The organism is Pseudomonas sp. OE 28.3 (assembly GCF_014268205.2).
GTDB classification, from domain to species: domain Bacteria; phylum Pseudomonadota; class Gammaproteobacteria; order Pseudomonadales; family Pseudomonadaceae; genus Aquipseudomonas; species Aquipseudomonas edaphica.
This window is the reverse complement of the sequence record NZ_CP077082.1, coordinates 747,577-773,778: the sequence shown is the minus strand read 5'-3', so window position 1 is coordinate 773,778 and position 26,202 is coordinate 747,577. Positions and strand designations below refer to the sequence as shown.

The 26,202-nt window shown below is 61.2% G+C and carries 21 protein-coding genes; 3 read left to right on the top strand and 18 right to left on the bottom strand.

The window, feature by feature from the left end:
* The first annotated feature begins 7 nt into the window (after positions 1 to 7).
* Positions 8 to 967, top strand: a complete 960-nt coding sequence (locus tag HU759_RS03330; protein ID WP_017138496.1) for a hypothetical protein — start codon at positions 8 to 10, stop codon at positions 965 to 967.
* Positions 968 to 1,108: 141 nt separating this feature from the next.
* Here HU759_RS03330 and HU759_RS03325 read toward each other — a convergent pair whose 3' ends face one another.
* From HU759_RS03325 to msbA, 3 genes are all read right to left on the bottom strand, one after another.
* Positions 1,109 to 2,044, bottom strand: coding sequence for an NAD-dependent epimerase/dehydratase family protein (locus HU759_RS03325; RefSeq protein ID WP_017138497.1), 936 nt, complete (start codon positions 2,042 to 2,044; stop codon positions 1,109 to 1,111).
* The gene (hldE, locus tag HU759_RS03320; protein ID WP_017138498.1) at positions 2,037 to 3,461 is read right to left on the bottom strand and encodes a bifunctional D-glycero-beta-D-manno-heptose-7-phosphate kinase/D-glycero-beta-D-manno-heptose 1-phosphate adenylyltransferase HldE; all 1,425 of its coding nucleotides are present in this window, start codon (positions 3,459 to 3,461) and stop codon (positions 2,037 to 2,039) included. Before hldE ends, HU759_RS03325 begins: the two co-directional genes overlap by 8 nt.
* Before the next feature lie 245 nt (positions 3,462 to 3,706).
* Positions 3,707 to 5,512 (bottom strand): lipid A export permease/ATP-binding protein MsbA, encoded by a 1,806-nt coding sequence (gene msbA / locus HU759_RS03315; RefSeq protein WP_017138499.1) that lies wholly within the window; start codon positions 5,510 to 5,512, stop codon positions 3,707 to 3,709.
* A 159-nt stretch (positions 5,513 to 5,671) separates the two neighbouring features.
* Between msbA and HU759_RS03310 the strand changes: the two genes are divergently transcribed.
* On the top strand, positions 5,672 to 7,534 hold the full coding sequence (locus HU759_RS03310) for a bifunctional O-antigen ligase/aminoglycoside phosphotransferase family protein (RefSeq protein ID WP_186617924.1): 1,863 nt from the start codon (positions 5,672 to 5,674) through the stop codon (positions 7,532 to 7,534).
* A gap of 555 nt (positions 7,535 to 8,089) precedes the next feature.
* Here the strand turns inward: HU759_RS03310 and HU759_RS03305 are convergent.
* The 8 genes from HU759_RS03305 to HU759_RS03270 all read right to left on the bottom strand — a co-directional run bounded on the left by HU759_RS03305 (position 8,090) and on the right by HU759_RS03270 (position 16,713).
* Positions 8,090 to 8,974 carry a glycosyltransferase gene (locus HU759_RS03305; protein WP_186617925.1) on the bottom strand — a complete coding sequence of 295 codons (885 nt, stop codon included), beginning with the start codon at positions 8,972 to 8,974 and terminating at the stop codon, positions 8,090 to 8,092.
* On the bottom strand, positions 8,971 to 10,125 hold the full coding sequence (locus HU759_RS03300; RefSeq protein WP_017138502.1) for a glycosyltransferase family 4 protein: 1,155 nt from the start codon (positions 10,123 to 10,125) through the stop codon (positions 8,971 to 8,973). The genes HU759_RS03305 and HU759_RS03300 overlap by 4 nt, the downstream gene beginning before the upstream one ends.
* Positions 10,122 to 11,006 (bottom strand): DUF6625 family protein, encoded by an 885-nt coding sequence (locus tag HU759_RS03295; RefSeq protein ID WP_099548081.1) that lies wholly within the window; start codon positions 11,004 to 11,006, stop codon positions 10,122 to 10,124. The genes HU759_RS03300 and HU759_RS03295 overlap by 4 nt, the downstream gene beginning before the upstream one ends.
* 58 nt (positions 11,007 to 11,064) lie before the next feature.
* A complete protein-coding gene (locus HU759_RS03290) occupies positions 11,065 to 12,480 on the bottom strand; it encodes a PIG-L family deacetylase (RefSeq protein WP_017138504.1) in 1,416 nt (471 codons plus the stop codon).
* A complete protein-coding gene (locus tag HU759_RS03285) occupies positions 12,477 to 13,373 on the bottom strand; it encodes an antimicrobial resistance protein Mig-14 (protein ID WP_186617926.1) in 897 nt (298 codons plus the stop codon). The genes HU759_RS03290 and HU759_RS03285 overlap by 4 nt, the downstream gene beginning before the upstream one ends.
* Positions 13,373 to 14,503, bottom strand: coding sequence for a glycosyltransferase (locus tag HU759_RS03280; RefSeq protein ID WP_138453089.1), 1,131 nt, complete (start codon positions 14,501 to 14,503; stop codon positions 13,373 to 13,375). Before HU759_RS03280 ends, HU759_RS03285 begins: the two co-directional genes overlap by 1 nt.
* Positions 14,487 to 16,244 (bottom strand): carbamoyltransferase, encoded by a 1,758-nt coding sequence (locus HU759_RS03275; protein WP_017138507.1) that lies wholly within the window; start codon positions 16,242 to 16,244, stop codon positions 14,487 to 14,489. Before HU759_RS03275 ends, HU759_RS03280 begins: the two co-directional genes overlap by 17 nt.
* Positions 16,245 to 16,377: 133 nt before the next feature.
* Entirely contained in the window at positions 16,378 to 16,713 is a 336-nt protein-coding gene (locus tag HU759_RS03270; protein ID WP_099548079.1) for a YceK/YidQ family lipoprotein, read from the bottom strand.
* Positions 16,714 to 16,896: 183 nt separating this feature from the next.
* On the opposite strand from HU759_RS03270, the gene HU759_RS03265 reads away from it, so the two are divergent.
* Positions 16,897 to 18,975 carry a TonB-dependent receptor gene (locus tag HU759_RS03265; RefSeq protein ID WP_138450278.1) on the top strand — a complete coding sequence of 693 codons (2,079 nt, stop codon included), beginning with the start codon at positions 16,897 to 16,899 and terminating at the stop codon, positions 18,973 to 18,975.
* A 131-nt stretch (positions 18,976 to 19,106) separates the two neighbouring features.
* On the opposite strand, the gene HU759_RS03260 is transcribed toward HU759_RS03265, so the two are convergent.
* The 7 genes from HU759_RS03260 to waaF are packed head-to-tail and all read right to left on the bottom strand — an operon-like array spanning position 19,107 to position 26,056.
* Complete coding sequence (locus HU759_RS03260) at positions 19,107 to 20,549, bottom strand: lipopolysaccharide kinase InaA family protein (RefSeq protein WP_017138510.1); 1,443 nt, start codon at positions 20,547 to 20,549, stop codon at positions 19,107 to 19,109.
* Positions 20,549 to 21,301, bottom strand: a complete 753-nt coding sequence (locus HU759_RS03255; RefSeq protein WP_017138511.1) for a lipopolysaccharide kinase InaA family protein — start codon at positions 21,299 to 21,301, stop codon at positions 20,549 to 20,551. Before HU759_RS03255 ends, HU759_RS03260 begins: the two co-directional genes overlap by 1 nt.
* The gene (locus HU759_RS03250; protein WP_186617927.1) at positions 21,298 to 22,032 is read right to left on the bottom strand and encodes a lipopolysaccharide kinase InaA family protein; all 735 of its coding nucleotides are present in this window, start codon (positions 22,030 to 22,032) and stop codon (positions 21,298 to 21,300) included. Before HU759_RS03250 ends, HU759_RS03255 begins: the two co-directional genes overlap by 4 nt.
* Complete coding sequence (gene rfaP / locus HU759_RS03245) at positions 22,032 to 22,838, bottom strand: lipopolysaccharide core heptose(I) kinase RfaP (protein WP_017138513.1); 807 nt, start codon at positions 22,836 to 22,838, stop codon at positions 22,032 to 22,034. The genes HU759_RS03250 and rfaP overlap by 1 nt, the downstream gene beginning before the upstream one ends.
* Entirely contained in the window at positions 22,835 to 23,959 is a 1,125-nt protein-coding gene (locus HU759_RS03240; protein WP_186617928.1) for a glycosyltransferase family 4 protein, read from the bottom strand. The genes rfaP and HU759_RS03240 overlap by 4 nt, the downstream gene beginning before the upstream one ends.
* Positions 23,959 to 25,020: a lipopolysaccharide heptosyltransferase I gene (gene waaC / locus HU759_RS03235; protein ID WP_170039089.1), complete on the bottom strand. Its 1,062-nt coding sequence runs from the start codon at positions 25,018 to 25,020 to the stop codon at positions 23,959 to 23,961. The genes HU759_RS03240 and waaC overlap by 1 nt, the downstream gene beginning before the upstream one ends.
* Position 25,021: 1 nt before the next feature.
* Entirely contained in the window at positions 25,022 to 26,056 is a 1,035-nt protein-coding gene (waaF, locus tag HU759_RS03230) for a lipopolysaccharide heptosyltransferase II (protein ID WP_017138516.1), read from the bottom strand.
* Positions 26,057 to 26,202: the final 146 nt, after the last annotated feature.

Genomic DNA, 26,202 nt, shown 5'->3' with positions numbered 1-26,202 from the left:
AGCCGACATGCCGCGAACGCTGATTAGAAAAAACCCCAGTAACTTCAAGACACTGCCGCTGCACGTCGAAGCCACCCCCGAAGGCCTGAGTTACCAGAGCGTGGGCATGCCGCTCAACTTCGCCCAGACCCTGCAACGGCGCAAGCCGGTGGAGGTGGCAAACCCTGAACGTTTCGCCCTGGAACTGGCCAACCTCGGCGTGTCGGTGCGCCTGACCCTGCATTGGCAGAACAAGGATTACTGGGTACTGGTGCGCCAGCGCCGCCAGGACCGTGGCGACGTGGTGCTCAAGCTGATCTCCGGCTACGTACCCGCCCACGAACTGAACCTGCCACTGCACACCGCTATCCAGGAAATTGCCGAAGAATGCCTGCTGGAGACGCCCGAAGGCTGGCTGGGCGGGCGCTTCAATGACACCTGGCTGCCCGCGCCCTACTCCGCCGCGCTGCATTACCGTGAAGCCCTGCCGTTTCGCTTGAGCCCGCTGTCCGGCGCCGCTCGCCCGGTGCGCTGCGCCACCATGCAACTGATCGAGCGCCCACGGGCGTATGTGCATCTGCCGACGGCGTCGCTGCAATTGATTTATGACTTGCGCCTTGAAGTCCCCAAGGAAGCCAAGTCCTTGAGCCTGTTCCATGTGGATGAGCGCCTCGAAGGCGACCAGTTGGTGGCACGCCTGGACCGTCAGCGGCCCGACCTGTACCTGATGCCGTTGAAGGACGGCCAGCCGCTGGCAGAGTTGTACACCGTCAAGAAAGACCAGCTATACCCGGCCAGCACACGCGGCTTGTACCTGGCGGAAAGCTTCGCTCAGCAGGAAGGCTGGCTGGTGCGCGATGAGCGCATTCGCTGGAAGGATTGGCTGCGCCAACAAGGCCTGGCGGAGCCTGAGAAGGAGTCGAAGTTGAAGCGATTGGCGCAACGGGTGCTGCGCAAGATCGTGCCGAAGAAAAAGGCCAAAGGCTGACGCAAATCCAATGTGGGAGCTGGCTTGTGTGGGAGCTGGCTTGCCTGCGATGCAGGCAACTCGGTACATCAGGCAAACCCAGTTGATGCCATCGCAGGCAAGCCAGCTCCCACACAAGCCAGCTCCCACAGATGACCGAGGTCAGCCGTTAAGCAAGCGCTCCAGGCCGACCTTCAGCGGCGTCGGCTCCGGCAGCGTAAAGCTCGCCAACAGGCGCTGGTTATTCGCCCGCGAATGGCGGATATCACCCGAGCGCGCCGGCCCGTAAGTGATCACCGGCAACTGCCCCACCACCTCTTCCAACGCCTGAAGCACCTGCTTGAGCGTGGTCGTGCGGTTCCATCCCACGTTGATCGCACCCAGTGGCGCTTCGGGCGCTTCGATGGCCTGGACCAGCACATCCACCAGGTCTTCCACGTACATGAAATCCCGGGTTTGCTCGCCGTCGCCAAACACGCTGATCGGCACACCCTGCTGCACACGCTCGCTGAAGATACTGATCACGCCGGAATACGGCGATGACGGGTCCTGGCGTGGCCCGAAAATGTTGAAGAAACGGAAAATCACCGGTTCCAGGCCATGCTGGCGGCGATAGAAATCAAAGTAGTGCTCGCCCGCCAACTTGTCCGACGCGTAAGGCGTCAGCGGCGCCTTGGTGGTGTCTTCGTCAATCGAAGCACCCTCGCCGTTGTTGCCATACACCGCCGCGCTGGAGGCAAACACCACGCGTTTCACGCCAGCCTTGCGCATGGCTTCGCAGACATTCAGGGTGCCGACGAAATTGCTCTGGTGCGTGCTCACCGGATCATCCACCGAGGCCTGCACTGAAGCCACAGCAGCCAGGTGCACGACGGCGGTGGCGCCGACGGCGGCTTGCGCCACCAACTCGGCATTGGCGACATTGCCTTCAATCAGTTGTACGCGCGGATTATCCAGCGGCAAATTGCTGCGTTTGCCGGTGGACAAGTCATCCAGCACCCGCACGGCATAGCCTTTGGCAAGTAGCGCATCGACCAGGTGCGAGCCGATAAAGCCGGCACCTCCGGTGATCAACACCCACTTTTCAGCATTACTCATTGTTGCGGATCTTCTCGACAATGGCCGTGGTCGAGCTGTTTTCAACCAACCCCAGCACTTTGACCGTACCACCGTAAGCGCTGACGATATCGGCGCCTACGACTTGATCGACGGAGTAGTCGCCACCCTTGACCAACACGTCCGGCTTGACCTGGGCCAGCAGGTTTTCCGGGGTGCCTTCAGAGAAGCTGATCACCCAGTCGACTGCGCCGAGACCTGCCAATACGGCCATACGCCGGTCAACACTGTTGATCGGACGGCCAGGCCCCTTCAAGCGGCTGACGGAGGCATCGTCGTTGACCGCGACGATCAGGCGGTCGCCTTGGGCGCGCGCCTGTTCCAGATAAGTCACGTGGCCAGCATGCAGGATGTCGAAGCAGCCGTTGGTGAACACGATGCTTTCTTTGTGGGCACGGGCGTCGTCAATGGCCAGCAGCAATTGCTCGATACCCAGCACGCCGCGCTCCGAGCCTTCGGAACGCTGGATCGCCCGGCGCAGCTCGGGTGCGCTGATAGCCGCGGTACCCAGTTTGCCCACCACAATACCCGCCGCCAGGTTGGCCAGGGCCACGGCGTGGGGCAGTTCTTCACCCGCCGCAATCGAGGCGGCCAGGGTGGAGATGACGGTGTCACCGGCACCGGTGACGTCGAACACTTCACGGGCACGGGCCGGCAGGTGCATCGCCGGGTGGTCCGGGCGCAGCAGGGTCATGCCGTGCTCGCCACGGGTGACCAGCAAGGCGCCCAGGTCGAGGTCGGCCATCAGCGCCGCGCCTTTGGTCACCAGCTCATGCTCATCGGCGCAACCGCCGACAATGGCTTCGAACTCACTGAGGTTTGGCGTGATCAGGCTGGCGCCCCGATAAATCGAAAAGTCCTTGCCCTTGGGATCGGCCAATACCGGAATGCCGCGGGCCTTGGCGGCCTGGATCAGCATCTGGTGGTTTTTCAAGGCGCCTTTGCCGTAGTCGGACAACACCAGCACCTTGATACCTTCGAGCAGCGCGTCGACCTGGCCGCTGAGGGCCAGGGCGTCGGTGGCGAAGGGTTCTTCGAAATCGATACGCAGCAATTGCTGGTGACGGCTCATGACCCGCAGCTTGACGATGGTCGGCTGATGGGCAATGCGCTGGAACAGCGCGCGCACACCGGCACCGCGCAGGCTGTTGGCCAGGCTGTCGGCGGCTTCGTCGTCGCCGGTCACACCCACCAGGGAGGCCGGGGCGCCGAGGGCGGCAATATTGAGGGCAACGTTGGCAGCGCCACCTGGACGGTCTTCGATTTGCTCGACCTTGACTACCGGTACCGGTGCCTCAGGGGAAATCCGTGAGGTACCGCCATGCCAGTAACGGTCGAGCATGACATCGCCGACCACCAAGACAGGGGCTTGATCGAATCGCGGCATGGACAACTTCATGGAGCAACCCACATACAAAATGAACAGGGGCGCGATATTAGCACAGGGTTATGGGAGGCTTGTGGAGGGTGTGCACAGAAGATCCCGGGGAACCTTTGTGGCGAGGGAGCTTGCTCCCGCTGGAGTGCGAAGCACTCCTGAATGCGGCACCGCGTTTTAACAGAGAAACACAGTGTTGTTCTGGGGCGACTACGTCGCCCAGCGGGAGCAAGCTCCCTCGCCACAAGAGCCCGCTCCCACAAGGTTTAGGTGATGTCGGCCGGCACCGGGGCATCCAGGCCCATGGCATGCAGGCGGGCGTAGTAGCCGTTCTGGGCCAGCAGCTCGGCGTGGCTGCCGCGCTCGACGATCCGACCGTCGTCCATCACCAGGATCAGGTCGGCCTTCTCGATGGTGGACAGGCGGTGGGCAATTACCAGGGTCGTGCGACCCTGCATGACCTTGTCCAGGGCCGCCTGAATGTGGCGCTCGGATTCGGTGTCGAGCGCCGAGGTGGCCTCGTCGAGAATCAGCAGTGGCGCGTTCTTCAGCAGGGCCCGGGCAATGGCCAGGCGCTGGCGTTGGCCGCCGGACAGCAGCACGCCGTTCTCGCCCACCTGGGTATCGAAGCCTTTCGGCAACTGGTCGATGAAATCCTTGGCGTAAGCATCCGCCGCCGCCGCTTCAACGTCGGCCCGTGGCGCGCCGGCCAGGTCGCCGTAGGCGATGTTGTTGGTCACGGTGTCGCTGAACAGCGTGACATGCTGGGTCACCTGGGCAATATGCTTGCGCAGGTTAAGCAGCTTGTAGTCTTCGACCTCTACGCCGTCGAGCAGGATTTCGCCGCTTTCGTGGTGGTAGAAACGCGGGATCAGGCTGGCCAGTGTGGACTTGCCGCTGCCGGAACGGCCGACCAGGGCGATCATCTGCCCGGGCTCTGCGGTGAAGGTGATGTCCTTGAGCACATGGCGCTCGGTGCCTGGGTAGGTGAAGTTCAGGTTGCGCACTTCCAGGCGGCCACTGACCTTGTCGCGCTCGACGCTGCCGCGATCGACTTCCTGTTCTTCGTCCAACTGTTCGAAAATGCTTTCAGCACCGGCCACGCCTTTCTGGATGGTCGAGCTGACTTCCGACAGCTGGCGGATCGGCTTGGGCAACAGCCCGGCCAACGTGATGTAAGCCACCATGTCACCGGCCGACGCATCACCGCGAAGGTAGAGCACCAGGAACATCAGCACCGCCATGGCGGTATAGATCACCAACTGCAGCAACGGGGTGTAGATGGCCCCGGTGCGGGTCATGCGCAGTTGCTTGTCGGTGTTGCCCTGGCTGGCCTTGAAGAAGCGTTTCTCTTCGTAGACTTCACCGCCGAAGCTGCGCACCACGCGATAGCCCTGGATGGTTTCCGAAGCCACGTGGGTCACATCGCCCATGGCCACCTGGATCTTCTTGCTCTGCTTGCGGAATTTCTTGCTGGCCGTGCTGACCATCACTGCAATCAACGGCAGGATGGCGATCATCACCAGCGTCAGGCGCCAGTTCATGAACAGCAGCGAGGCAAACAGGAAGATTACCGTCATGCCTTCGCGAATCACCACCTTGATGGCATCGGTGGCCGCCCCCGTAACCATGGTCACGTTGAAGGTGATGCGCGAAATCAGGTGCCCGGAGTTGTGGTTGTCGAAATAACGGTTGGGCAGCGTCAGCAGGTTGTTGAACAGCTGCACACGCAAGTCGTGAACCAGGCCCAGGGAAACCTTGGCCAGCAAGTAGTTGCCCAGGAACGAACCCAGGCCCTGCCAGGCGGCGATCAAAATGATCAGCAACGGCACGGCTTGCAACAATTTCATGTCACGCAGGAATGGGACGCTGGGGAACAGCACGGCGTCAGGATTGGATAGGCCGTCGACAAAGTACTTGAGGATGTACCCCAGCATAGGCTGGGTCGACGCGAAAATCAGAAATCCGACAATACTCAACGCGAACAAGCCGGCGTAAGGCTTAACGTACATGAGCAGGCGGAAGTATATTTTCAAGCTCGAAGGGCTTGCGCTCGGACTGGAGTCGGTCATATCACGCGGCGTTTTGAAAAAGGAGGCTGACTTTAGCACAGCTTCTCTGTTGTACTTGCACCCGGCGTGACCCGCGGCCCGGCTGGATCCAACGGGCGACATTATATAGCCACTGTCTTAACATGGTCGGCTTTCTCTATTCTGGAACGGCTTTACTGTATGCACTCCAAGCGCCTTACCTATGGCACAAATCGCGTTTTCGACTTCCTGGTCCTCTGGATTTTGCCCATTGGCTTATTGTTGCTTCTGAGTTCGCTGTTTTTCGTCAACAATCGCAATGTCATGCACCGCGGCTTCTATATTTTCTTTGCCCTGCCGGCCTTGCTCCTGCTGTGCCTGCGCCCACGTGAACTCAAAGAGTTACTACGCGAGCCGCTGGTGCTTGCCTTCACAGCATTTTGCGCATGGGCAATGATCACGGTGCTCTGGAGCCCGGAACCCACCGGCGACTCCAACCTGTTCAAGATCCCGTTGCAGACGTTCATGTTGTTTGCCGGCTGCGGGCTGCTGCTGCATTACCGCAATGACCTGTTCAAGCCGATCTTCTTCAGCGCCGCCGTGATTGCGCTGGTGGTGACGCTGTTAAACCTGGTGGCATTCGTCAAAGGCTTCGAGCCGAGCATGCGCATGATTGGCGGCCTTGGCGCCTTGGACAACCCGCTGCTCAGTTCCCACCTGTTCGGCTTTTTCTGCGTGTATTGGCTGTACCTCTGCGTCACCACCAAACGGCTACGGGTACTGTGGCTCAGCGCACCCGCCCTGGCGGTCATGACCCTGGCAATTCTAGCCACCGGTTCCAGGACGCCATTGGTTGCACTGGTGATAGCAGTCCTATGGATGGGCCTGCTCAGCCGCAATCGGCGCTCGGCGCTGATGGTTGCCGCCCTGGTGCTGGCGGCCGCCGGCTTGCTGCTGTTTTACCCGCAACAGATCACCGAGCGCGGCAGCTCATTCCGCTTCGAAATCTGGCAAATCATCCTCGACCGCATCGCCGATCATCCATGGCTTGGCCACAGCTACGACTCCGAACTGTATGTGAAACCTGCCAACTACGATTTTGAACCACTGCGCGAGCCCCACAGCTTTGCCTTGGGCGTGCTTTATTACGTCGGCATCATCGGCTTTATCCCGTGGATCTTCATGCTTGGCCGCGGGATGTACGCAGGGCTCAAGGAGCGCGCGCAGCCGCTGTTTATCCTGACTTCCTCGCTGCTGGCCTACGGCATCGGCGCGGGGCTTACCGAAGGCGGTGGCATCCTGTCGCGACCCAAGGAGCACTGGTTCCTGCTGTGGATCCCCCTCGCACTGATCGCCGGCCTGAGCATCGCCAAGCGTCGCCATAGCCTACTGCGCATTGCGGTGAGCACGCCCAAGCCACAGGTGTTCAAAGCCCTGTGCGAAGGCGCGCATATCGTCGAGGAAGATGGCCTGGGGCCTAAAGTCCTGCGCCTGGGCAATGGCAGCTTCCTCAAGCTGTTCAGGGCTCGACGCTGGTACACCTCGGGCACATTCAACCCGTACTCGGAACGGTTTGCCTGCAACAGCGAACAGCTCCAGGCACTGGGCATTACAGCACCGCCGATCCTCGACCTGTACAGCCTGCGCGACGGCAGCACCGCCGTGCGTTACCAGCCACTGCCGGGCCTGACGTTGCGCCAGGCCTTGCAAAGCCTGGACAGCAGCCTGCGCGAATCGCTGATCGAACGGTTTGGGCGGTTTATGGCCCAACTGCACGAACGCGGTGTCTACTTCCGCTCCCTGCACCTGGGTAATGTGCTGCTGTTGGAAGACGGAGAGTTCGGCCTGATCGACGTGGCGGATATGCGCGTCTATCCGTCAGCGCTGCGCAACACGCTGCGCCAGCGCAACCTCAAGCATATGCAACGCTATTCGCAGGATCGCAATTGGTTGTTCGAAGCTCACTTCGAGCAATTGGCCAAGGGCTATGCCTCGGTGGCTTCGCCGCACGCCACGCAGAAAATCCGCGAGCAGGTACTGACACTCGCCCGCCCGGCGGCCTGATGTGGGAGCTGGCTTGCCTGCGATGCAGACACCTCGGTACTTCTGATGCACCGAGGTGATGCTATCGCAGGCAAGCCAGCTCCCACCTTTGACCGAGTATGGCTCTGCTGTTGCTCTGGCCCTTACATCCTTTTCGATGACGAAGTCAGCGGTCTTTTGATCTGCGCTTTTGATCGTGATCTTGATCTGAAATCGCCCCGTCAAACACGATGGCCGCAATTCGACAGTGATTTGGGGGGTAAACCGGCAGGGATGCCGGTTTAGCCGCGCTGGGCCAAGGATGGCCCATCGCGGCGACCCCCCAAATCACTGGCGGATTGCGGGCATGCCGAGCCATAGCGAGGCACCGAGTGTTGGGGCGAAGACTTTTTGGTTACTTTTGTCTGGGCCGGCATTCCGGTCTTTACAAAAGTGACCCGCTGTAAGAGCGGAACCAATTGAAGCCGTTACCGCAGCAACGGATATGTACACCAACAACCCCCCATCGCAGGCAAGCCAGCTCCCACATTTAGATTGCGGCACACCCAGTGAAGGTGTGCTGCTCTGATCTTGGTATCAGTCTTTTTCCAGCGGGGAAAAATACAGGCGGCCCAAGCCGCGCCACGTCTTCTTGTTCCAGGCCAGAAACGGGATCTGCGCCAGCAGCTCTCGCGCCAACGCACGGTTGCGGTTGGAGGTTTTGAGGAACATGGAGCTGAGGAACTTGTAACGCACCTCGTTGTACAGCGGGTGATCACTGAACAACGCGTAGGTGCGCAGGATGTTATCGATCATGAATCGATGATTCTTGTACGAATTGGTCGCGTGCTTGCGGTAGCGCGCCATCACCACGTTCAAGCCATCAATAAAGTACCCGGCGTGGGTAATCTTCAGTTCGATCAGCAAATCTTCCAGACGAATCTGCGGGTCAAACCCACCGACCTTTTCCAGCGCTTCACGCCGGATCATCAGCGTAGGCGCTGGCGGGTAAGGTTTGCGCTCCAGGAACATATCGTCGAAATCCAGGCGTCGAAACGGTACGTCACGGCGCTGGCGCTTCTCCGGGAACAGCTCGCCCTGGGAGTCGATCAGCTCGATATTGCCCGCACAGATCCCCACCTCAGGCTTGCCATCCATATAGGCCACCTGGGTCGCAATGCGCTCGGGCATCATGATGTCGTCCGAACCGAACGGCACGATCAGCGGCCCCTGAGACCGGGCAATCGCACCATTGAGGGTGTTGGTCAGCCCCTGGTTCTGCTGCACACGAAAGTCGAACCTGTGTTGCTCCTGCAGGCGACGGATGCGCTCGACACTGTCGTCTGTCGAGCCATCGTCCACCACCAGCAGTTCGATGTTGGGATAGGTCTGGTTCAACACACTGAGGATACTTTCCTCAATGTAGGGCGCATGGTTATACGACGCAATGATCACCGTGACCAAAGGCTGACTCTGGCTCATACATTCTTCCCGCGTGCTTGAGCCAACCCTGAATCAATCAGCTCCAGGTATTCCTGACGGAATACCTCAATGTCGTGTTGCGCCTGAAGGTACTGGTAGGCCTGCTCGCCTTTTTGTGCGAGTGCCTCGTCGGACAGCGCCAGGTAAGTGTCCAGCGCCTCGGTCAGCTGGGGCACATTGGCCGGCTCAACCGCCAGGCCACCGGCGCCTTCGATCAACGGCAGCATGGCCGGTACGCTGGAGGCAATCACCGGCAGGCGACCGCTCATGCCTTCCAGCAGTGCCAGGCCCAGGCCTTCTGCGAGCGAAGGCATTGCCCAGATGTCAAAGGCACGCACGTATTGCAGGGCATTTTCCTTGAAGCCCAACAGGTGCACGCGTCCATCCAGGCCAAGGTTCTGGATTTGCGCGGCCAGGTTGGCCTCTTCGCGCCCGGCGCCAATGATGGCCAGTTGCGCGGTGGGGTATTTATCTTTCAGCGCCGCAAACGCCTGCAACAAATAGGTGTGGCCCTTGACCGGCACCAGCCGGCCCAAGGCGCCGATCAAGCGCACCGAAGGGTCGATGCCCAGCAACTCGCGCGCGTGAGTGCGTGAATGCTGCAAGCCTTCGGCCTGCTCGATGTCGATGGCGTTGGTAATGGCGTAGGTATTCTGGTCGGTAAACCCGCACTGGCAATCGAGCAGGTACTGCTTGACCGCCGGTGACACGCCGACAAAGCGCCAGTGCGCGTCGATCCAGCGCTGCGCCTGCTTGCGGCGGTAGAGACGGTCATACTCGCCAAAACCGTGGGAGATGCCGATGCACAACGGGATCTTCAACCAACGGTTGAGCTGCAACATCATGTTGACCGGCTTGAAGCGGTTGCACACCACCACGTCGAACTGTTCGCGGCGGCAGAACTTATACAACTGCCACATGGCGCGCAGTCGCAAGCCTTTGAGTGACTTGTCGGAAAACTCGAAGTAGACCGACTTGGCAGCCCGGCTGACCGGTTCCCCAGGCGCCGGCTTGCCACGCAGGAACGCGGCGGTGACCTCATAACGCTCGGCGGGCAATGCCTTGACGATCTGCTCGGCCAGGTCGGCAAAGTCATGGGATTTAACATTGTAGTCAGGCTGCAGTTGCAGGACCTTGAAACGCCGACTCATAACTCTCCTCGATGGAAACCTGTGGCATCAACGACCCAGGTTGTTTCAGCCGCCAGCGTCTCGACGTATTCGGCGTCAGGCTCCGGTAGCAACGGCCACTGATTACGCTTCCAGCAGACAAAATGGAAATACGGAAATTCCCGCTCACCATCCCTGTCGTTAGTCAGGCGGCCCTTGTTCCAGAACCACTGATGCGGGAAGCGATCACTGCCGTCGTGCCATTTGATCACACCACCGGGCGTACTGAACGCCTCGGTAAACTCACTGCGCCGACGCCATGGGTTGAACTTGCCGACCAGCTCAAACAACGGCTTCGGGAAGTTCTTGCGCCACAGGAAAATTCGACTGAATGCGCCTTCATCCAGCGCATGATGCGCCTGATCGGTAAAACGCGCTTCCCAATCCTTGATGTGCATGAACGCATGCCGCTTCCTGGGCGTGTTACGCATCAGGCACAAATGGCCGGCGACTCGTCGTTCATGGGTTGAAAACAAGTCATGGCTGGCCAACCGCTCTGCGGTGAAATACTCGCGCAGGTTGCCGTAGATCAGGTCCAGATCGCCAAACGCCCAGAAATCGTAACCGGTGAGGCGGTCAGCGTGGATATGCCCCAACGCCGGCTTGATGTCGCACAGCTTGTACGGCGCCAGGGGTGCAAAATTGATGTACAGCCGCTGGGAAACCAGCGCGCAGTAATCGGCAAAGGTGATGCTTTCGATGCGGACATTGTCCGGCACATTGGCCGGCATCGGGCAGTCGCTGAACAGCAACCAGTCGACGTCCGCGTTTTGGCGGCAGCTTTCGAGAAAAAACGGCATCCAGAATGGCCAGCGGCCAAAGTAAGGAATAATGAAAAGGATGCGGGGGCACGAATTGCTCAAGGGGGACTCACTGTCATTTGGTACTGAGGCGCGCTGCGCGCCACCACGTTGCTTAACGTTACTTGTGCTTGATGAACCAAAAGAGTTCATGACGCCGAATGGCCTTGCGGAAAAACTCGTTCTCACCCCACGGTGAGACGGCCCTCCCCGCCAGCAGACGCTGTATGACTCGCCGCACCCGCCGTTTGAACGGCATCTGCGGTTGCAAGTCATGCATCATGCCCAGCGACATGGCCTTTTCACACTGCCGCTCCTCCGATACTGGCATGCAATATGGTTGCAAAATGTAAGTGGAGTCGAAGCATGGCGGCAAAGCGACACTATTGCCCGAATCCCCCATCGGCCAGCGGTCGTTGTCATGCAGATGGTTGGCGTAACCGAGCAAGGTCGTCGGCTGCCATTCCAGGCCCTGCAAGGCTTCCAATACAGCTTGCTGAGCGCAGATATGGTCAGGGTGCGGATCGATCACCGGATGCGGCAGCACAATGACCTCAGGACGTGCCATCAACAGCACGGCACGCAGGTCCGCCAGCAGGTTGTTCCAGGTCGGCTGGCCATCGGCGTCGGCGGGCAGCGGGAACGGGTTGAACTGGCGAAACAGGCGGATATCGCTCAACTCGGCTTCCCGCGACGCAATGGCACGCGCAGGCTCGGCCTTCATCGCCGCCAACTGCAGGCAAAAATACCCGAGCTGAACGCAGTGCTCTTGTGCCACGCCCGCCCAGCGCGGCACGGCGATACTGTCCCAGGCCCGCAGCCGGCCCTTGAGGCGCGCCGCTTCAGGCTTGCCCAGGCCCATGTGCTGATAATGCTCGGCTTCGATCTCCCCGGCGGTCAGTGTCACGATCCAGGGCTGTGCTGCCTGGCTGTACAGGCCAAAGGCGGCCAGTTCGGCATCGTCGGCATGCGGCGCAATCACCATCACCCGCTGCTGACGCACATCCGGCTGGCGGAACACCGACAGCACAGGCTCACCCTGTACCCGGCAAAACCGGCCACGCAACAGCAACTGCCCAGCCAGCAAGGCTTGCGCCTGACCCGTGAGATTGAGGTAGCGCAGGCCGTTGACGCCGCGTTCGAACACTTGGCGGTCGCCGCCCGGCAACGCAACATAGGGATCGATAAACCGCCCCAGCAGGTTGCTCTTGAGCCGCAGTGCGAGGATCAAGGTCTCATCGCCCGCCAGCTCCAGCGTCTGGCCCAGCACCAGCCGGCCCTTGTCCAACGTCACCTTGGGCTGTTCGGTATCGGCGGCAAATTGATACTGATAGTCGTCCTTGGGCGAGTAAAACAGATGGTCGGCAAACCAGGCTTCATGGGCCACCCAGGCCAGCACCGCCAACAGCAGCGGCAACCACCAGGCCACCAGCACACCCACCGCAATCAGCACCAGCAGGCTGACCAGCAGCCCGATGCGCTTATTGCGGCGATGGCGCTTGAGCAACGCCTGCTTGCGGCTGGTCGAAGTACTCATACGGTGAACACCGGCACGGGGTTGCACCAACGGTCCTTGTACTCGCGGTCCGCACGGCCGAACGAAAAGCGCAACGGCTTGCCGACTTCCCGCGCCTGTTCCCAGGCACTTTGCGTATTGAGGAAGCTCAGCACGCTGCCGGGGCTGAACGCGCGGGTTTCGGGGTCTACGCCGCCATTGATGTATTCGACGCTGACCCACTGCGGCGCTTCAACGCGATACACCAATTGCACAGCAATCGGCGCATCGTTGAGGAAAATCACCGAACCGATCAGCCACTCACGCAACAGCTCGATCACCTGCGTCATATGCGCGGCACCGGTGGCCGCGAAGCCCCAGCGGCGCTGGAACAGGTCGCAGTAGATCGCCGCCAGCTCGGCGCTGGAGAAGTCCTGCACCGGCCGCACCACACCGCCCGCCTCTTCCAGCAGGCGCAATTCACGGCGCTGGTTATAGCGAAACTTTTTTGACAGTTCTTCAGGCGTGCGCGCCATGGCCAACTGTTCGGCCTGGAGTTTGATGCCGGCAAAGCGGCCTTCATTCAGGGCCGACAGGTAACGCGCGCGATGGCGCAGCGGCGCCTGGGCATCGGCAGCGGCGGGCAGGATCAACTCGGCGTTGCCGAGGTCGAACAAGCCTTTTTTGCCATTGCGCTTGAGCACGTCTTTGGACAACGCCAGGTCGCGCCCCCAGGTCGCAATACACGCTTTAAGCTCGCCGCTTTGCTCCCAGGCCAAATAGCGCACCGGAATTTCGGCCAGCCCGGCCAGACGCTCGACCACCTGCGGATGGGTGGCGACACTGCCGCCAAAACGCTGCCAGGCGTCGCTGTAGGTCGGCGCGTCAACGACCGACCAACCGCGCTCGCGAAAGCCTTGGAATCGATTGAGCATCAAGCCCTCGCGGTCAGTTCGGTGACAGCAGGCAACTGCCAGAAGGTATCGCGCACGGCCTGATCCGAAAACCGTTGGTGCAGGCGCTCAAGCATCATCTCGGCGCACTGCTGGTGCTGCTGACGACCCATCGCGGCCAAGTGCCGAAGGCCCTGCCCCAAGTGCTCGGCATCGCCGAACGGAAACAGGATGCCCACGCCTTCAACCACTTCCTTGGCGCCGCCGCAAGACGTGGCGAGCAGCGGCACGCCAGCGGCCATGGCCTCCAGCAGCACCATGCCGAACGGCTCATGGTCGGAGCTCAGGGCAAAGACGTCGAATGCACGGAAATACCGGCGCGCATCCGGCACCTGGCCGAGGAACAGCACCTGCTCGGCAATGCCCAGTTCGCGCGCCAGAGACTTAAGGTCTTGCTCCAGGCGGCCGGTGCCGAGGATCGCCAACCGGCTCTGCGCCGGCAAATGCGGCAAGGCCAAGGCAAAGCCTTTGAGCAAGGTGGCTTGGTCCTTGTCCGGGTGCAGGCGGCCGACGTTGCCGACCACCCACTCATCCGGCGACAGCCCCAAGGCATCGCGCGCCTCATCGGCCGACACCTGCAACGCTTGCATGGCCTGGACATCGATGCGGTTATACAAGGTCTGGATACGTGCCGCCGGCCAGGCCGGCAGGCAGCGGCGCATATCATCACGCACCGCGTCAGATACACCGAGCAGGCTCAGGCGCTTGCTGAAAATCGAGGCAAACAGCTTGCGGCTGCTGCGCTGATAATCACCAAAAGCGTGATGTACGCCGATCACTGGCAGGCGCGTACCGAGCAAGGCGATGTAGATCGGCTTGAAGCGGTGGGCAATACAGAAACTGAAGTTGCGCGACGCGGCGATTTTGCGCAATTCACGGATGGCGCCCAGCTTGAGGCCACGAATGGCCTTGGAGCTGAACTCCATGAACAGCACTTCATCAGAGGCGCAACCGGCGGCCACATCGGGGTCGGCGACCCCGGTGAGAAACACCGTGGTCACCTTGTAGCCTGTGCCTGCGAAGAGGCTGGCGTACTGCCGCGCGCAGTCCAGAAACGGCCCGTCATAGCCGTGGCAGAACTGCAGGACGTGGCGCTCAGCCGACCGAGTCATAAGGGTCCACGCCGTCTTTGACGACCAGGATGTCTTCCATGATCAGGTACTGCAGGTCGGAGCCGAAGAACATGTTCAGCGCGTCGGTTGGCGAGCAGATCATCGCTTCGCCACGGCGGTTGAGCGAGGTGTTCAGCGACACGCCGTTGCCGGTCAATACTTCCAGCTCTTTCATCATGTCGTAGTAACGCGGGTTGTATTCGCGCTTGAGCACCTGGGCGCGGGAGGTGCCATCTTCATGGACCACTTCCGGTACGCGGGTTTTCCACTCTTCGGACACTTCAAAGGTGAAGGTCATGAACGGCGCCGGGTGATCGACCTTGATCATCTGTGGGGCCACGGTGTCGAGCATCGACGGGCAGAAAGGCCTCCAGCGCTCGCGGAACTTGATCTGGTGGTTGATGCGGTCGGCCACGCCGGTCGCGCTTGGGCAACCGATGATCGAACGACCGCCCAACGCACGCGGGCCGAACTCCATGCGGCCCTGGAACCAGGCCACCGGGTTGCCGTCGACCATGATCTTGGCGATGCGCTTGGGCATGTTTTCGATCTTGCGCCACACCGGCTTGCTTTCGTGTTTGGCGCACGCGGCAATCACGTCTTCATTGCTGTAGGACGGGCCGAGATAGACGTGTTCCATCTTCTCCACCGGCACGCCACGGGCGTGGGACACATAGGCCGCCGCGCCAACCGCGGTGCCGGCATCGCCGGACGCCGGCTGCACGAACAGCTCTTTAACGTCATCGCGGGCAATGATCTTCTGGTTCAACTTGACGTTCAGCGCGCAACCACCGGCGAACGCCAGCTTGCCGGTGTCCTTGAGGATGTCGCCCAGGTAGTGGTCGATCATCTGCAAGGCCAGCTTCTCGAACAGCGCCTGCATGCTGGCTGCGTAGTGGATGTACGGCTCGTCGGCGATGTCGCCTTCGCGCTTTGGACCCAGCCACTCGATCAGTTTTGGCGAGAAGTAGAAACCCTTGCCCTTCTCTTTATAACGACGCAGGCCGATGACGTTGGCGTAGTCAGTGTTGATCACCAACTCGCCGTTTTCAAATGAGGCCAGGCGCGAGAAATCGTATTTGCTGGCGTCGCCATACGGCGCCATGCCCATGACCTTGAACTCGCCGTCAAGCATCTCGAAACCGAGGAACTCGGTGATCGCGCCATACAGGCCGCCCAGGGAGTCCGGGTCGTAGAATTCCTTGATCTTGTGGATCTTGCCGTTTTCGCCATAGCCAAAGAACGTGGTGGCGTACTCACCTTTACCGTCGATGCCCAGGATCGCGGTTTTTTCCTGGAAACCCGAGCAGTGGTAGGCGCTGGAAGCGTGGGCCAGGTGGTGTTCAACCGGTTCGATCTTGATTTTCTTCGGATCGAAGCCCAACTGCTCCAGGCACCAGACGATCTTGTTGCGATAGCGCTTGTAGCGACGGTTGCCCATCAGGATCGCGTCAAGGGCGCGGTCCGGGGCGTACCAGTAACGCTTGGCGTAGTGCCAGCGCGCCTCGCCGAACAGGCTGATCGGGGCGAACGGGATCGCCACCACGTCAACGTCGGAAGGCTTGATGCCGGCTTGTTCCAGGCAGAACTTCGCCGATTCGTAGGGCATGCGGTTCTTTGCATGTTTGTCGCGTACGAAGCGCTCTTCTTCGGCGGCCGCGATCAGCTTGCCGTCGATATACAGCGCTGCGGAAGGATCATGGCTAAGGGCGCCGGACAGGCCAAGAATCGTCAATGCCACTGGGGTCTAGCCTCTTTTAGTCTGCATGCAGGCGGGTTGCGCCTGAAAAAAGTGTGCCTCCCGCCTGAGCGAGAAACAGCTAAAGGGCGGGATTATAGCGTAAAAGAGCCAGGAAGCTGTTAGCTGCGAGGGACTAGCGAAGCTCAATGCTGCCATCGACATTTTGCTGGTAGATCGTGTAGGGCAAGATGAGCGTATCCAGAACAGCGGAGAGAGGCACATCGATAAAAGCCCATGGCACGTCGTTCAACGCGATCCCGCTTGCGGAATTCGGCGGCCCATGCAGTACGCAGAGGTCATAGACCACCCCGCTGTAGATACGCGGAACAGACTGACAATAGGTTTTTTTCGCCTTGAGCGTTCGAACCGTGTCGCCATCCTCACGGAACGCCGTGGTCACGGTGCCGCAGCCGCCCAGAACCAGAAACCCGCCTATCAAGACCCACAGGCTCGCTTTTTTGCCTTTCATGGTTGCCTCTAATCGTTGGAAAGGCGAGAACCTACCATTATGGCCGGCGACTGACAGATAACTCGAAGCTCAAAACGGCGTAGGAGTCTTCTTCTTCGGCAAAAGCAGGAGGGAGCCGTTAAACTCGCGCTTTTCTTGCGCCGACGTCTATCCCTTGCGTCGCGCCACTGATCCGGCTTCCCGATGAATACACCCCCACCCGTTCCCCTTGCCCTGCTGCTGCTCGGCTTGAGCAGCACCGTCCTGGCCGACGATGCCACTTTGGTCCTCGACCCCAGCGTGGTCACCGGCTCGCGCAGCGCCAGCCCGACTTTCGACCTGCCGTACTCGGTGGACAGCATCAGCCACGCGCAAATCAGCGACGGCCAACTCGGCATCAACGCCTCCGAGGCGCTGTCGCGCGTACCGGGCCTGGTGGTACAAAACCGCCAGAACTATGCCCAGGACCTGCAGATCTCCTCGCGCGGCTTCGGCGCGCGCTCGGCGTTTGGCGTACGCGGCCTCAAGTTGATCGCCGACGGCATCCCGGCCAGCACTCCGGACGGCCAGGGCCAGGCGGCCACCTTCAACCTCGACACCGCCGAGCGCATTGAAGTGCTGCGCGGCCCGGCCGCCACCTTGTATGGCAGCAATGCCGGCGGCGTGATCCAGATGTTTTCCCGCGACGGCGAAGGCCCGCCGCGCATCGGCGCCGAAACCCTGGTGGGCAGCGACGGCATGAGCAAAAACCACCTCACCGCCGAAGGCGCGGCGAACGGCGCAGGTTTTGTGCTCGACGCTTCACGCATGGACACCGATGGCTACCGCGACCACAGCAGCGCCCGTCGTGACCAGACCTTCGCCAAGCTCAACTTCCAGCCGGACGAAGACAGCAAGTTGGCGCTGATCTATAGCAGCCTGGAGCAAAACGGCACACAGGATCCGCTTGGGCAAAGCTGGGCAGCCTACAAGGCCGATCCGCGCTCGGTAGCGCCGGCTGCATTGCAGTACAACACGCGAAAAAGCATCGATCATCAGCAGCTGGGCCTGAATTACGAACGCTACATCGGCGATGCCACGCTGCAGGTGAATGCGTACACCGGCCGCAGGAGCGTGATTCAGTACCTGTCGATTCCAGGCGGCACCGCCTCTGACAAGCGCGGCGGCGTGGTGGACTTCGACCGTAAATTCTACGGCGGCTCGGTGCATTGGCTGCAACCGATCACCAGCGCCCCCGGCGAGCTGACCCTGATCACCGGCCTCGATTACGACCGCAGCCAGGATGACCGCCAAGGTTATTCCAACACCCTGGACGGCGTGCACGGTGTCAAAGGCGCCCTGGGCCGTGACGAACTCGACACCGCCACCAGCATCGACCCGTTCGTGCAAGCCAACTGGCTGCTGGGCGACTGGACCCTGCAAGCCGGCCTGCGCCACAGCAGCATGAAAATGGAGGTGGACGACCACTTCACAAGCGACGGCAATGACAGTGGCAGCAAGACCTACCAGAAGAACACGCCTTCGGTCAGCGTGATGTACGCCTTCACGCCGGACCTGCATGGCTATGTGAGCGCGGGCAAAGGCTTCGAAACCCCGACCCAGGCCGAGTCGGCGTATTCGACCACTTCAAATGGCTTCAACTTCGCCTTGAAGCCGTCAGTCAGCAAACAATTTGAAGTCGGCTTGAAGGCAAAGATAGGCCAGGACACGCGTGTCAACGCGGCCCTGTTTCAAATCACCACTGACGACGAACTGGTGGTGCTGTCATCCAAGGACGGCCGCACTACCTACCAGAACGCCGGCCGCACCTTGCGCCGAGGCTTCGAACTGGGCATCGAAAGCCAGCTCTCGGAACAATGGAGCACCAACCTCGCCTATACCCGCCTGCAAGCCACCTATGACAGCGATTTCATGGGCGGCGGCAAGCCTGTGGACAAAGGCAACTACCTGCCCGGCGTACCGCAAACCACGCTCTTCGCCGAGCTGAACTGGAAACCCCGCGACTGGGTCAGCACCGCCCTCGAAGGCATGTACCGCAGCAAGGTCTACGTCGAAGACACCAACCAGCAACGCGCCGCGCCGGGCTACAGCGTGTTCAACTGGCGGGCGCGCTTCGAACAAAAGGTGGAGCACTGGACCTTTCACCAGACGGTGCGCCTGGATAACTTGCTGGATCGCCAGTATGTCGGTTCGGTAATTGTTGGGGACGGCAACTTCCGTTACTACGAGGCGGCGCCGGGAAGGTCGTGGTATGCGGGGGCCGGGGCTGAATACCAGTTCTGAGTATCGGACTGATCGTTCCCACGCTCCGCGTGGGAATGCATCCCGTGACGCGCCGCGTCACCTTGCACGGGGCTTGAGGAGCGGGACGCAGAGCGTCCGGGGCGGCATTCCCACGCTGAGCGTGGGAACGATCATTGCACCTGTTTGGGCAAACGCTGATCTATAAGCTGGTACAGCGCACTGCTCTCAGGCCAGTTACGCATAAACCGCGCGCGGTCCTTGGCGAACGCCGGCGCGAAGCTTGCGACCGAGCTGTGCTGACACATGGCGTCCAGGTCGATCAACGCCCAGCGATCCTCGGCCCAGAACAGGTTATGGCCCTTGAAATCACCATGGCTGATGCGCTCGCGGATCAGCTCGGCGAACAAGTGGTCCAGGGCCAGCAGTTCATTCTCGGGCGCATCGCCTTTCTCAACATACGGCGCAAAACGCTCGATGATGTCCGGCCCCGGCAGGTATTCAGTCACCAGGTAAGCCCGGCTGCGCAGCCACAAAAAGCGTTTTTCCAACACCGCCAGCGGCTTGGGCGTGGCGATGCCAAGGAACGCCAGGCGGTTGCCCTCGCGCCACGAATGCCAGGCCCGGCTGGGGCGCCAGAAGCGCTTGAGCCAATGGGCAAACCCCTTGATGTTATAGCGCTTGATCACCAGTGGCCGCCCGCCCGCTTCGACCTTGGCGACGGTGGCCGCACCACCGGTTTTGTACAAATGGCCTTGGTCGAGCAGCGCGTCGGCCTGCTCCAGCACCGGCAGCATTGCCGCCTCTTCCTCACGACGAATCGCACGCAAGGCAAAGGCGCCACGCACCACGCTGAACAGCGTGCATTCACGGCCGACCTTGTTCAAAAAGTCTTTCAAGCGCCAGGCGCTGACCTTACGCACCTGTTTTTCCAGGGCTTCCAGCGGCAAGGCGTGCTCGCCGTTGCCCAGCAGGTAGTACACCAGCAACTCTTCGGTGAACGGCTCGAGGTTTTTCGGCAACTGGGCGAAGAACACCCCAAGGTTTTCCAGCACCCGGTTGCGCGACAACGGCTTGCCCGCCGCTTCAACACGAATCCCGGCGCCATCAATCAGGTACAGCTTGCCGTCCTGGCGCAGCAGGTTGTCCAGGTGCAGGTCTTCTTGCCACAGGCCTTTGGCGTGCATCTGCGCAATTGCGCCCAACGCCTCTGCGAGCACAGCCGTTTGCTCGTCCGCCAAAGGCGGCAACCCTTCGACCGCCTGCCAGGCATCGGCAAGGCTTTCGGCGCCTTCGATAAACTCAAACAGCAGCCAGCCGCCCTCGCCTTCCTGCAAGCCATCGGCCAGCAACTGTGGCGTGGTCAGGCCCTGCTCGGCCAGCAGGCGCACGCCGCTGAGTTCACGCTGAAAATGCCGCGCCGCCTTGCTGCCCACCAGCAATTTGGCCAACACCGGACGGCCGCGCCAGACGGCGGCGCCCACATAGCGTTCGCCCGGCAACACGCGCAACAGGTTAAGCAGTTGCAGCTGGCCGGTGCCTGCGGCGTCGGCCAACTCGAGGGTCAGCGGCAGCTCAGGCGTGCGGCCGGCTTTTTTCAGTTCGGACAAGCGCATCAGCGCTTCTCCTTGTGGCTGCGCCGGGCCGTCAGGCGCTCGAACCAGGCGCCCACCAGCGCACTGTCTTCAGGCTGGTCCAGATACGCCGCCAGCAGTTGCCGCACTTGCGCATCCGACCACTGCGGCGCGCGGCGCAGCAACGGCTCCAGGTCCTTGATCCGATCACGCCGGCCGAACAGCAGCGGGCGGGTTTTCTCCAGGTCGATCAACTGCGCGGCATAACCGTCTCCGAGCGGTTGCAGGAAAATATGCTTGGGGTAAAAACAGCCATGCACTTGCCCTACGCTGTGCAGGTGGCGCGCCAGCTGACCACAGGCCAGCAAGATCGCACGGTGCTGGTCGTCACTCAGCTGCGGCCATTGTTCGAGCAGTGAATCCAGGTCATTCCAGCCATCCAGGGCTCGGGTCAGCAACATCGCGCGGCGCTCGCCTTCAACCTTGCGCTCACCGAAAAACGCCGCCTGCAACGCCGGAATGCCCAGCTTCCGGTAGCGGCTGATATTACGGAACTCGCGGGCAAACGTCGGCTCGCCAAACGGCTTGCTGAGCGTGCGCGTCAGGTAGTTGCTCTGGCGCTTGAGGTAGTAACCCTGGCCATCAAGCTCCAGGCGAAACACGCTGCTCCAGCCGCCGTCGCTGGTATTGGGTTCATCCACCGCGTCCAGTTGCCTGGCCCACAGCGCATCGAAGTCAGCCAGGCCGTGGCGCGCAAGCAATGCGCGATCATCGGCCGCCAGGAAATCAGTCATTCGCGCCCCTCGAAAAACTTCACCACGTGACGGATTCGCTGTTTGTCCGAAGCCGTCAGGTGCTTACGTTGGCGGTATTGCAGGTAGAAACGCAGGCGCTGGGTGGCCGACAAGTGATACTTGGCGACTTTATCCAGGCAGGCCAGGTCCTTGGTAATACGGTACTTGAGCCAGAAACCGCGCCAGAAATCGCCGTTGGGGCAATCGATCAGGTACAGCGTACGGTTATCGTCAACCAGCAGGTTGCGCCACTTCAAGTCGTTATGGGTAAAGCGGTGTTCGTGCATCGTGCGCGTGTATTCGGCGAGCTGACGGCTGATCACGTTGACCCACTGGGGGTCTTTCAAGCACGGATCGTTACGATCGGCCAGCACCGACAGGTCTTCGGTCTTGGGCAGCTCGCGGGTAATCATCGCCCCGCGCGCATAGGCCAAACCCTTGCGCTCAAGGCCCCAGGCCACCACGTCGGCGGTGGGAATCCCCCACTTGGCGAAGCGCTTGAGGTTCTGCCATTCGGACTTTACCCGAGGTTTTCCCAGGTAACGGCGCAGGCCTTTGCCGGCGCCTACGTAGCGTTTGACGTAGTAATTGACCCCGCCACGCTCCACCCGAATCACTTCCGACAAGGGGTCGCGCGTCAGTCGCTCACCCTGCAAGGCAAACACCGCCTCCAGGCTACCAAAGTCATCCGCCAGGGCGGCGTAAGCAGGTTCCAGGTTCCAACCCGCCATCAGATCGCATCCCCCAGGCGTTGCTTGCGCGCATACAGCTTGTCGGCCTTGCGCTGCAACAAGCTCAGGGACGCCGACTGCTCGGCCAGGATCTGGCGCAGCGGCTGGCGGAAGTAGCCTTTGAGGAAGCGCAACTTGTCGCGCTGAGTCAGGCCGATGTCCAGCGCCGAGTAGTACAGCGCGGACAAGTCCTTGTCGCGCCAGCGCAGCGGCAGATGGGCACGCAATTGGGCACGGTGCAGGTCGATCACTGAAAGCTTGATGGTGCGCGCATCGATCGGCCGGGACGTATCCAGCAGGAAGTGGCACAGGTAGCAGTCGCGGTGATTGACGCCGCCACGGTGCATGTCGCCGACCATGCGCGCCAGTTCAGCGGTGAGCGCATGGCGCAATGCCGGTGCCGGCGGCTCGGCCACCCAGTTGACGGTCAGGTCTTCCAGGCTGATGGTCGGGGCCAGTTCTTCGGTGATGATGAACGAGTGCTGGTCGGCCGGGTTGCTGCCTTTTTCACCGAAGGCCACGCCGGTCATGGTCGGCACACCCAGCTCCTGCAAGCGGTGGATGGCCGACCATTCCAGGCCGGCACCCAGCACCGGCAGCTTGGCGGTGATCAGGTTCTTGAAGATCTCGCCCCAACCGATGCCACGGTGGATTTTCACGAAATACGGGCGGCCCTCCACCTCGGTACGCAAGGTGCGACGCGCCGCCAGTTCACGAAATACCTGGCCTTGCAGTTTCTCGACTTCGGCAAAGGCGTCACGCCCGGCCCATAAGGTCTTGAACGGTTCGGCAAGAATCAACTTCATCGTTTCGGCTCCGCCAGAATCACATCTGCCGCGTGCTGCGGCATGCTGTAGAGGTCGGCCGTCTCGGCGAAGGCCAAACCATTGCGGCCCCAGGCCGCGCGCTGTGCAGTGTCGGTAAGCATCTGCGTGAGGTACTGGTTGAGCTGCGCTTGTTCAAACGGCTCATCCAGCACCAGCCCGCTGTCGGCTTCGCCAATGTAGTGGGCATACCCACACACCGCCGAGACCAGCACCGGCAACCCGGCCACCAGGGCTTCGAGCAACACGGTACCGGTATTTTCGTTGTACGCCGGGTGAATCAACAGGTCGGCGCCCAGCAGGAAACGCGGGATATCGCTGCGGCCCTTGAGGAACTGCACGTTATCGCCCAGCCCCAACGTGGCGCTCTGCAACTGGAATACTTTGGGGTCGTCCTGGCCGATTACAAACAGGCGCGTACGTTTTTTAAGCTCGGTCGGTAGCGCGGCCACGGCCTTGAGGCTGCGGTCGACGCCCTTGGTCTTGAAGCCGGAACCGATTTGTACCAGCAGCAACTCGTCGTCGCGCAGGTTGAACTCCTTGCGGAAACCTTCGCGGATTTCGGCCGCATTTGGCGGCGCGCGGCGGTCCTGGGCAATGCCCGGCGGCAGCAGGTGGAAGCGCTCCAGCGGCGTGTCGTAATGCTTGATGAACAGCGGTTGCTGCACTTCGGAGATCATCAACACTTCGGTCTTGGCGTCTTTGGCGAACACCGCACGTTCGTACTCGGCAAAGTGCTTGTAACGGCCAAAGCTCTTGTACAGCGAGTGGCGCAGGTTTTGCGCCTTGTCTTCAAAGCAGCCGTCGGCGGCATAGTAAACGTCCAGGCCGGGCATTTTGTTGAAGCCGATCAAACGGTCCACCGGGCGCTTGGCCAGGTCAGCTTCCATCCAGGCCAACAGTTTCTCGTTGCGCCGATGGTTGAAGAACGCCTTGACCGGCGCCACCAGCACTTCAAAGCCGGGCGGAATCTCGCCTTCCCAGATCAGCGTGTAGACCCGAATCGTATGGCCGCGCTGCTGGCACTCCAGGGCGATGCGCATGAAGTCGCGCTGCAGGCCACCGAAGGGGAAATATTTGTACAAAACAAAAGCCAGTTGCATCAGTGCAGCTCCTCAGCCAATAACAACGTGCTCAGTCGGTTTGCCACACGCTCAGGGTTCAAGCGCGTGAAGCACAGGGGTGACTCGCGCTTGATGTCGAACCGACGCAGGTCGTCGGCCGTCGGTTGATAAGTACAGGTTTTTTGCAGACACGGTGCGCATGGGAAGTCGCTGGCCAAGTGAATCTGGCCTTTGCCGTAGGCGCCGGTCAGGCCCGGGTTGGTGGGGCCGAACAGGGAGATGGTCGGCACGTCCAGCGCGGCGGCCAAGTGGCCCAGGCCCGTGTCCACCGCCACACAGGCGCGGGCACCGGCGAGCACACGGGCGACGCCGGCCAGGTTGAGTTTGGGCAGCACTTCGGCGTTTTGCAGGCCTTGGGCCAGACGCTCGGCGCGGGCCTTTTCGGCGGCATTGCCCCATGGCAATTTCACGTCCACACCCAGGCGGCCCATGCGTTCGGCCAGCTCACGCCAGTAGGCTTCGGGCCAGTGCTTGGTGTCCCAGGTGGTGCCATGCAGCAGCAGTACAAAGGGTTTTTTCGGCGGCAGGCCGAGCAACTTGTCGACGCTCAGGCCGTAATCGCCCAGGCCTTTGGGCAAGTCATAACCCAACGCCACGGCGAACAGCTGGCGCAAGCGTTCTACTGCATGCTGCCCACGGGCCACGGCCAGCCGGCGCGAGTAGAAACGCGCAGCCATCGGTTCACGGGCAGAATTCTTATCAAAACCGGCCACCGGCGCGCGTACATAGCGCGTCAGCCAGGCGCTTTTGAGCAGCCCCTGGGCATCGATCACCAAATCGTATTTGGTCGACTGCACGCTCTGCTTGAAGCGCCGCCATTCGCCGCTCTTGATGGTTTGCCAGATGTTCTTGCGCCAGCGACGAATCGCCACCGGGATCACTTTGTCCACGGCTGGATGCCAGGTGGGAATCTCGGCAAAGCCTTCTTCCACCACCCAGTCAAAGCGGATGCCAGGGATCGCCCGCGCCGCGTCGGTCAGTGCCGGCAAGGCGTGGATCACATCGCCCAGGGATGAGGTCTTGACTACCAATACGCGCAAACTAGCGAACCTCGACCGCGGAACCCTGCAACCGCTGCAAGGCTTCATTCACCGGCTGCGGCAACAACTGACGCATGCAGTTGTAATGGCCAAAACGGCAGGTACGCTCAAAACACGGGCTGCAATCCAGGCCCAGGCGCACCACCTCAACCTTGTCGGCCAAAGGCGGGGTGAAACCGGGCGACGTCGAGCCATACACCGCCACCAAGGGGCGGTTCAGCGCGGCCGCCACGTGCATCAGGCCGGAGTCGTTGGACACCACCGAATCGGCGCAGGAGAGTAAATCGATAGCCTCGGCCAGCGACGTGTCGCCACTGAGGTTCACCGCTTCTTCACGCAGGCCGGGGATCAGGCGCTGGCGAATGTCTTCGCCGACCGGGTGATCCTTCTTCGAACCAAACAGCCACACCTGCCAGCCTTCGCGAATCTTCATCTCGGCGACTTTGGCGTAATGCTCCGACGGCCAGCGCTTGGACTCGCCAAACTCGGCGCCGGGGCACAGCGCCAGCACTGGACGGTCAAGCGCCAGGCCGAACTTGGCCAGCGCCGCGTCACGGCTCACCGGATCGATCTGCAGGCTCGGGCGCGGGTACGGCGTGGGCAACTCGGCGCCGGGCTCGTAGGCCAGCGCCATGAAACGTTCGATCATCAGCGGGTAGCGCGCCTTGTCGAGGGTGCGCACGTCATTAAGCAACACGTAGCGAAACTCGCCGCGCCAGCCGGTACGCTTGGGGATGCCGGCAAAGTACGGCACCAACGCCGACTTGAGCGAGTTGGGCAGCAAAATCGCCTGGTCGTACTGGCCGACCATGGATTTACCGATGCGTCGGCGCGTCGCCAATTCAAGGGCGCCATGGCCGAGCGGGAAGCTCAAGGCCGTGCGCACTTCGGGCATGCGCTCGAGGATCGGCCGGCTCCACTCAGGGGCGAGCACGTCGATTTGGCAGTCGGGATGACGTTGCTTGAGGCACTGGAACAGTGTCTGCGCCATCACCATGTCACCGACCCAACTAGGCCCAACGATCAGAATATTCATGTAGTTTCCACAAACGATGCGGGGAGGCTTATGCCTCCCCGCATCGTTATTTACTGTAGGTCACGGTAGCCACTTTGTGTCAGAGCTGGCTTATGTGGGAGCTGGCTTGCCTGCGAAGGCATCAACTCGGTATCACTGATAAACCG

Coding starts and splice junctions, on each gene's coding strand:
- HU759_RS03280 (WP_138453089.1), bottom strand. CDS start 14,503: ATGACTCGGTCGGCTGAGCGCCACGTCCTGCAGTTCTGCCACGGCTAT.
- HU759_RS03270 (WP_099548079.1), bottom strand. CDS start 16,713: ATGAAAGGCAAAAAAGCGAGCCTGTGGGTCTTGATAGGCGGGTTTCTG.
- HU759_RS03310 (WP_186617924.1), top strand. CDS start 5,672: ATGCACTCCAAGCGCCTTACCTATGGCACAAATCGCGTTTTCGACTTC.
- HU759_RS03290 (WP_017138504.1), bottom strand. CDS start 12,480: ATGAGTACTTCGACCAGCCGCAAGCAGGCGTTGCTCAAGCGCCATCGC.
- HU759_RS03300 (WP_017138502.1), bottom strand. CDS start 10,125: ATGAGTCGGCGTTTCAAGGTCCTGCAACTGCAGCCTGACTACAATGTT.
- HU759_RS03305 (WP_186617925.1), bottom strand. CDS start 8,974: ATGAGCCAGAGTCAGCCTTTGGTCACGGTGATCATTGCGTCGTATAAC.
- hldE (WP_017138498.1), bottom strand. CDS start 3,461: ATGAAGTTGTCCATGCCGCGATTCGATCAAGCCCCTGTCTTGGTGGTC.
- HU759_RS03255 (WP_017138511.1), bottom strand. CDS start 21,301: ATGACTGATTTCCTGGCGGCCGATGATCGCGCATTGCTTGCGCGCCAC.
- HU759_RS03325 (WP_017138497.1), bottom strand. CDS start 2,044: ATGAGTAATGCTGAAAAGTGGGTGTTGATCACCGGAGGTGCCGGCTTT.
- waaF (WP_017138516.1), bottom strand. CDS start 26,056: ATGAATATTCTGATCGTTGGGCCTAGTTGGGTCGGTGACATGGTGATG.
- msbA (WP_017138499.1), bottom strand. CDS start 5,512: ATGACCGACTCCAGTCCGAGCGCAAGCCCTTCGAGCTTGAAAATATAC.
- HU759_RS03265 (WP_138450278.1), top strand. CDS start 16,897: ATGAATACACCCCCACCCGTTCCCCTTGCCCTGCTGCTGCTCGGCTTG.
- HU759_RS03330 (WP_017138496.1), top strand. CDS start 8: ATGCCGCGAACGCTGATTAGAAAAAACCCCAGTAACTTCAAGACACTG.
- rfaP (WP_017138513.1), bottom strand. CDS start 22,838: ATGAAGTTGATTCTTGCCGAACCGTTCAAGACCTTATGGGCCGGGCGT.
- HU759_RS03260 (WP_017138510.1), bottom strand. CDS start 20,549: ATGCGCTTGTCCGAACTGAAAAAAGCCGGCCGCACGCCTGAGCTGCCG.
- HU759_RS03250 (WP_186617927.1), bottom strand. CDS start 22,032: ATGGCGGGTTGGAACCTGGAACCTGCTTACGCCGCCCTGGCGGATGAC.
- HU759_RS03240 (WP_186617928.1), bottom strand. CDS start 23,959: ATGCAACTGGCTTTTGTTTTGTACAAATATTTCCCCTTCGGTGGCCTG.
- HU759_RS03285 (WP_186617926.1), bottom strand. CDS start 13,373: ATGCTCAATCGATTCCAAGGCTTTCGCGAGCGCGGTTGGTCGGTCGTT.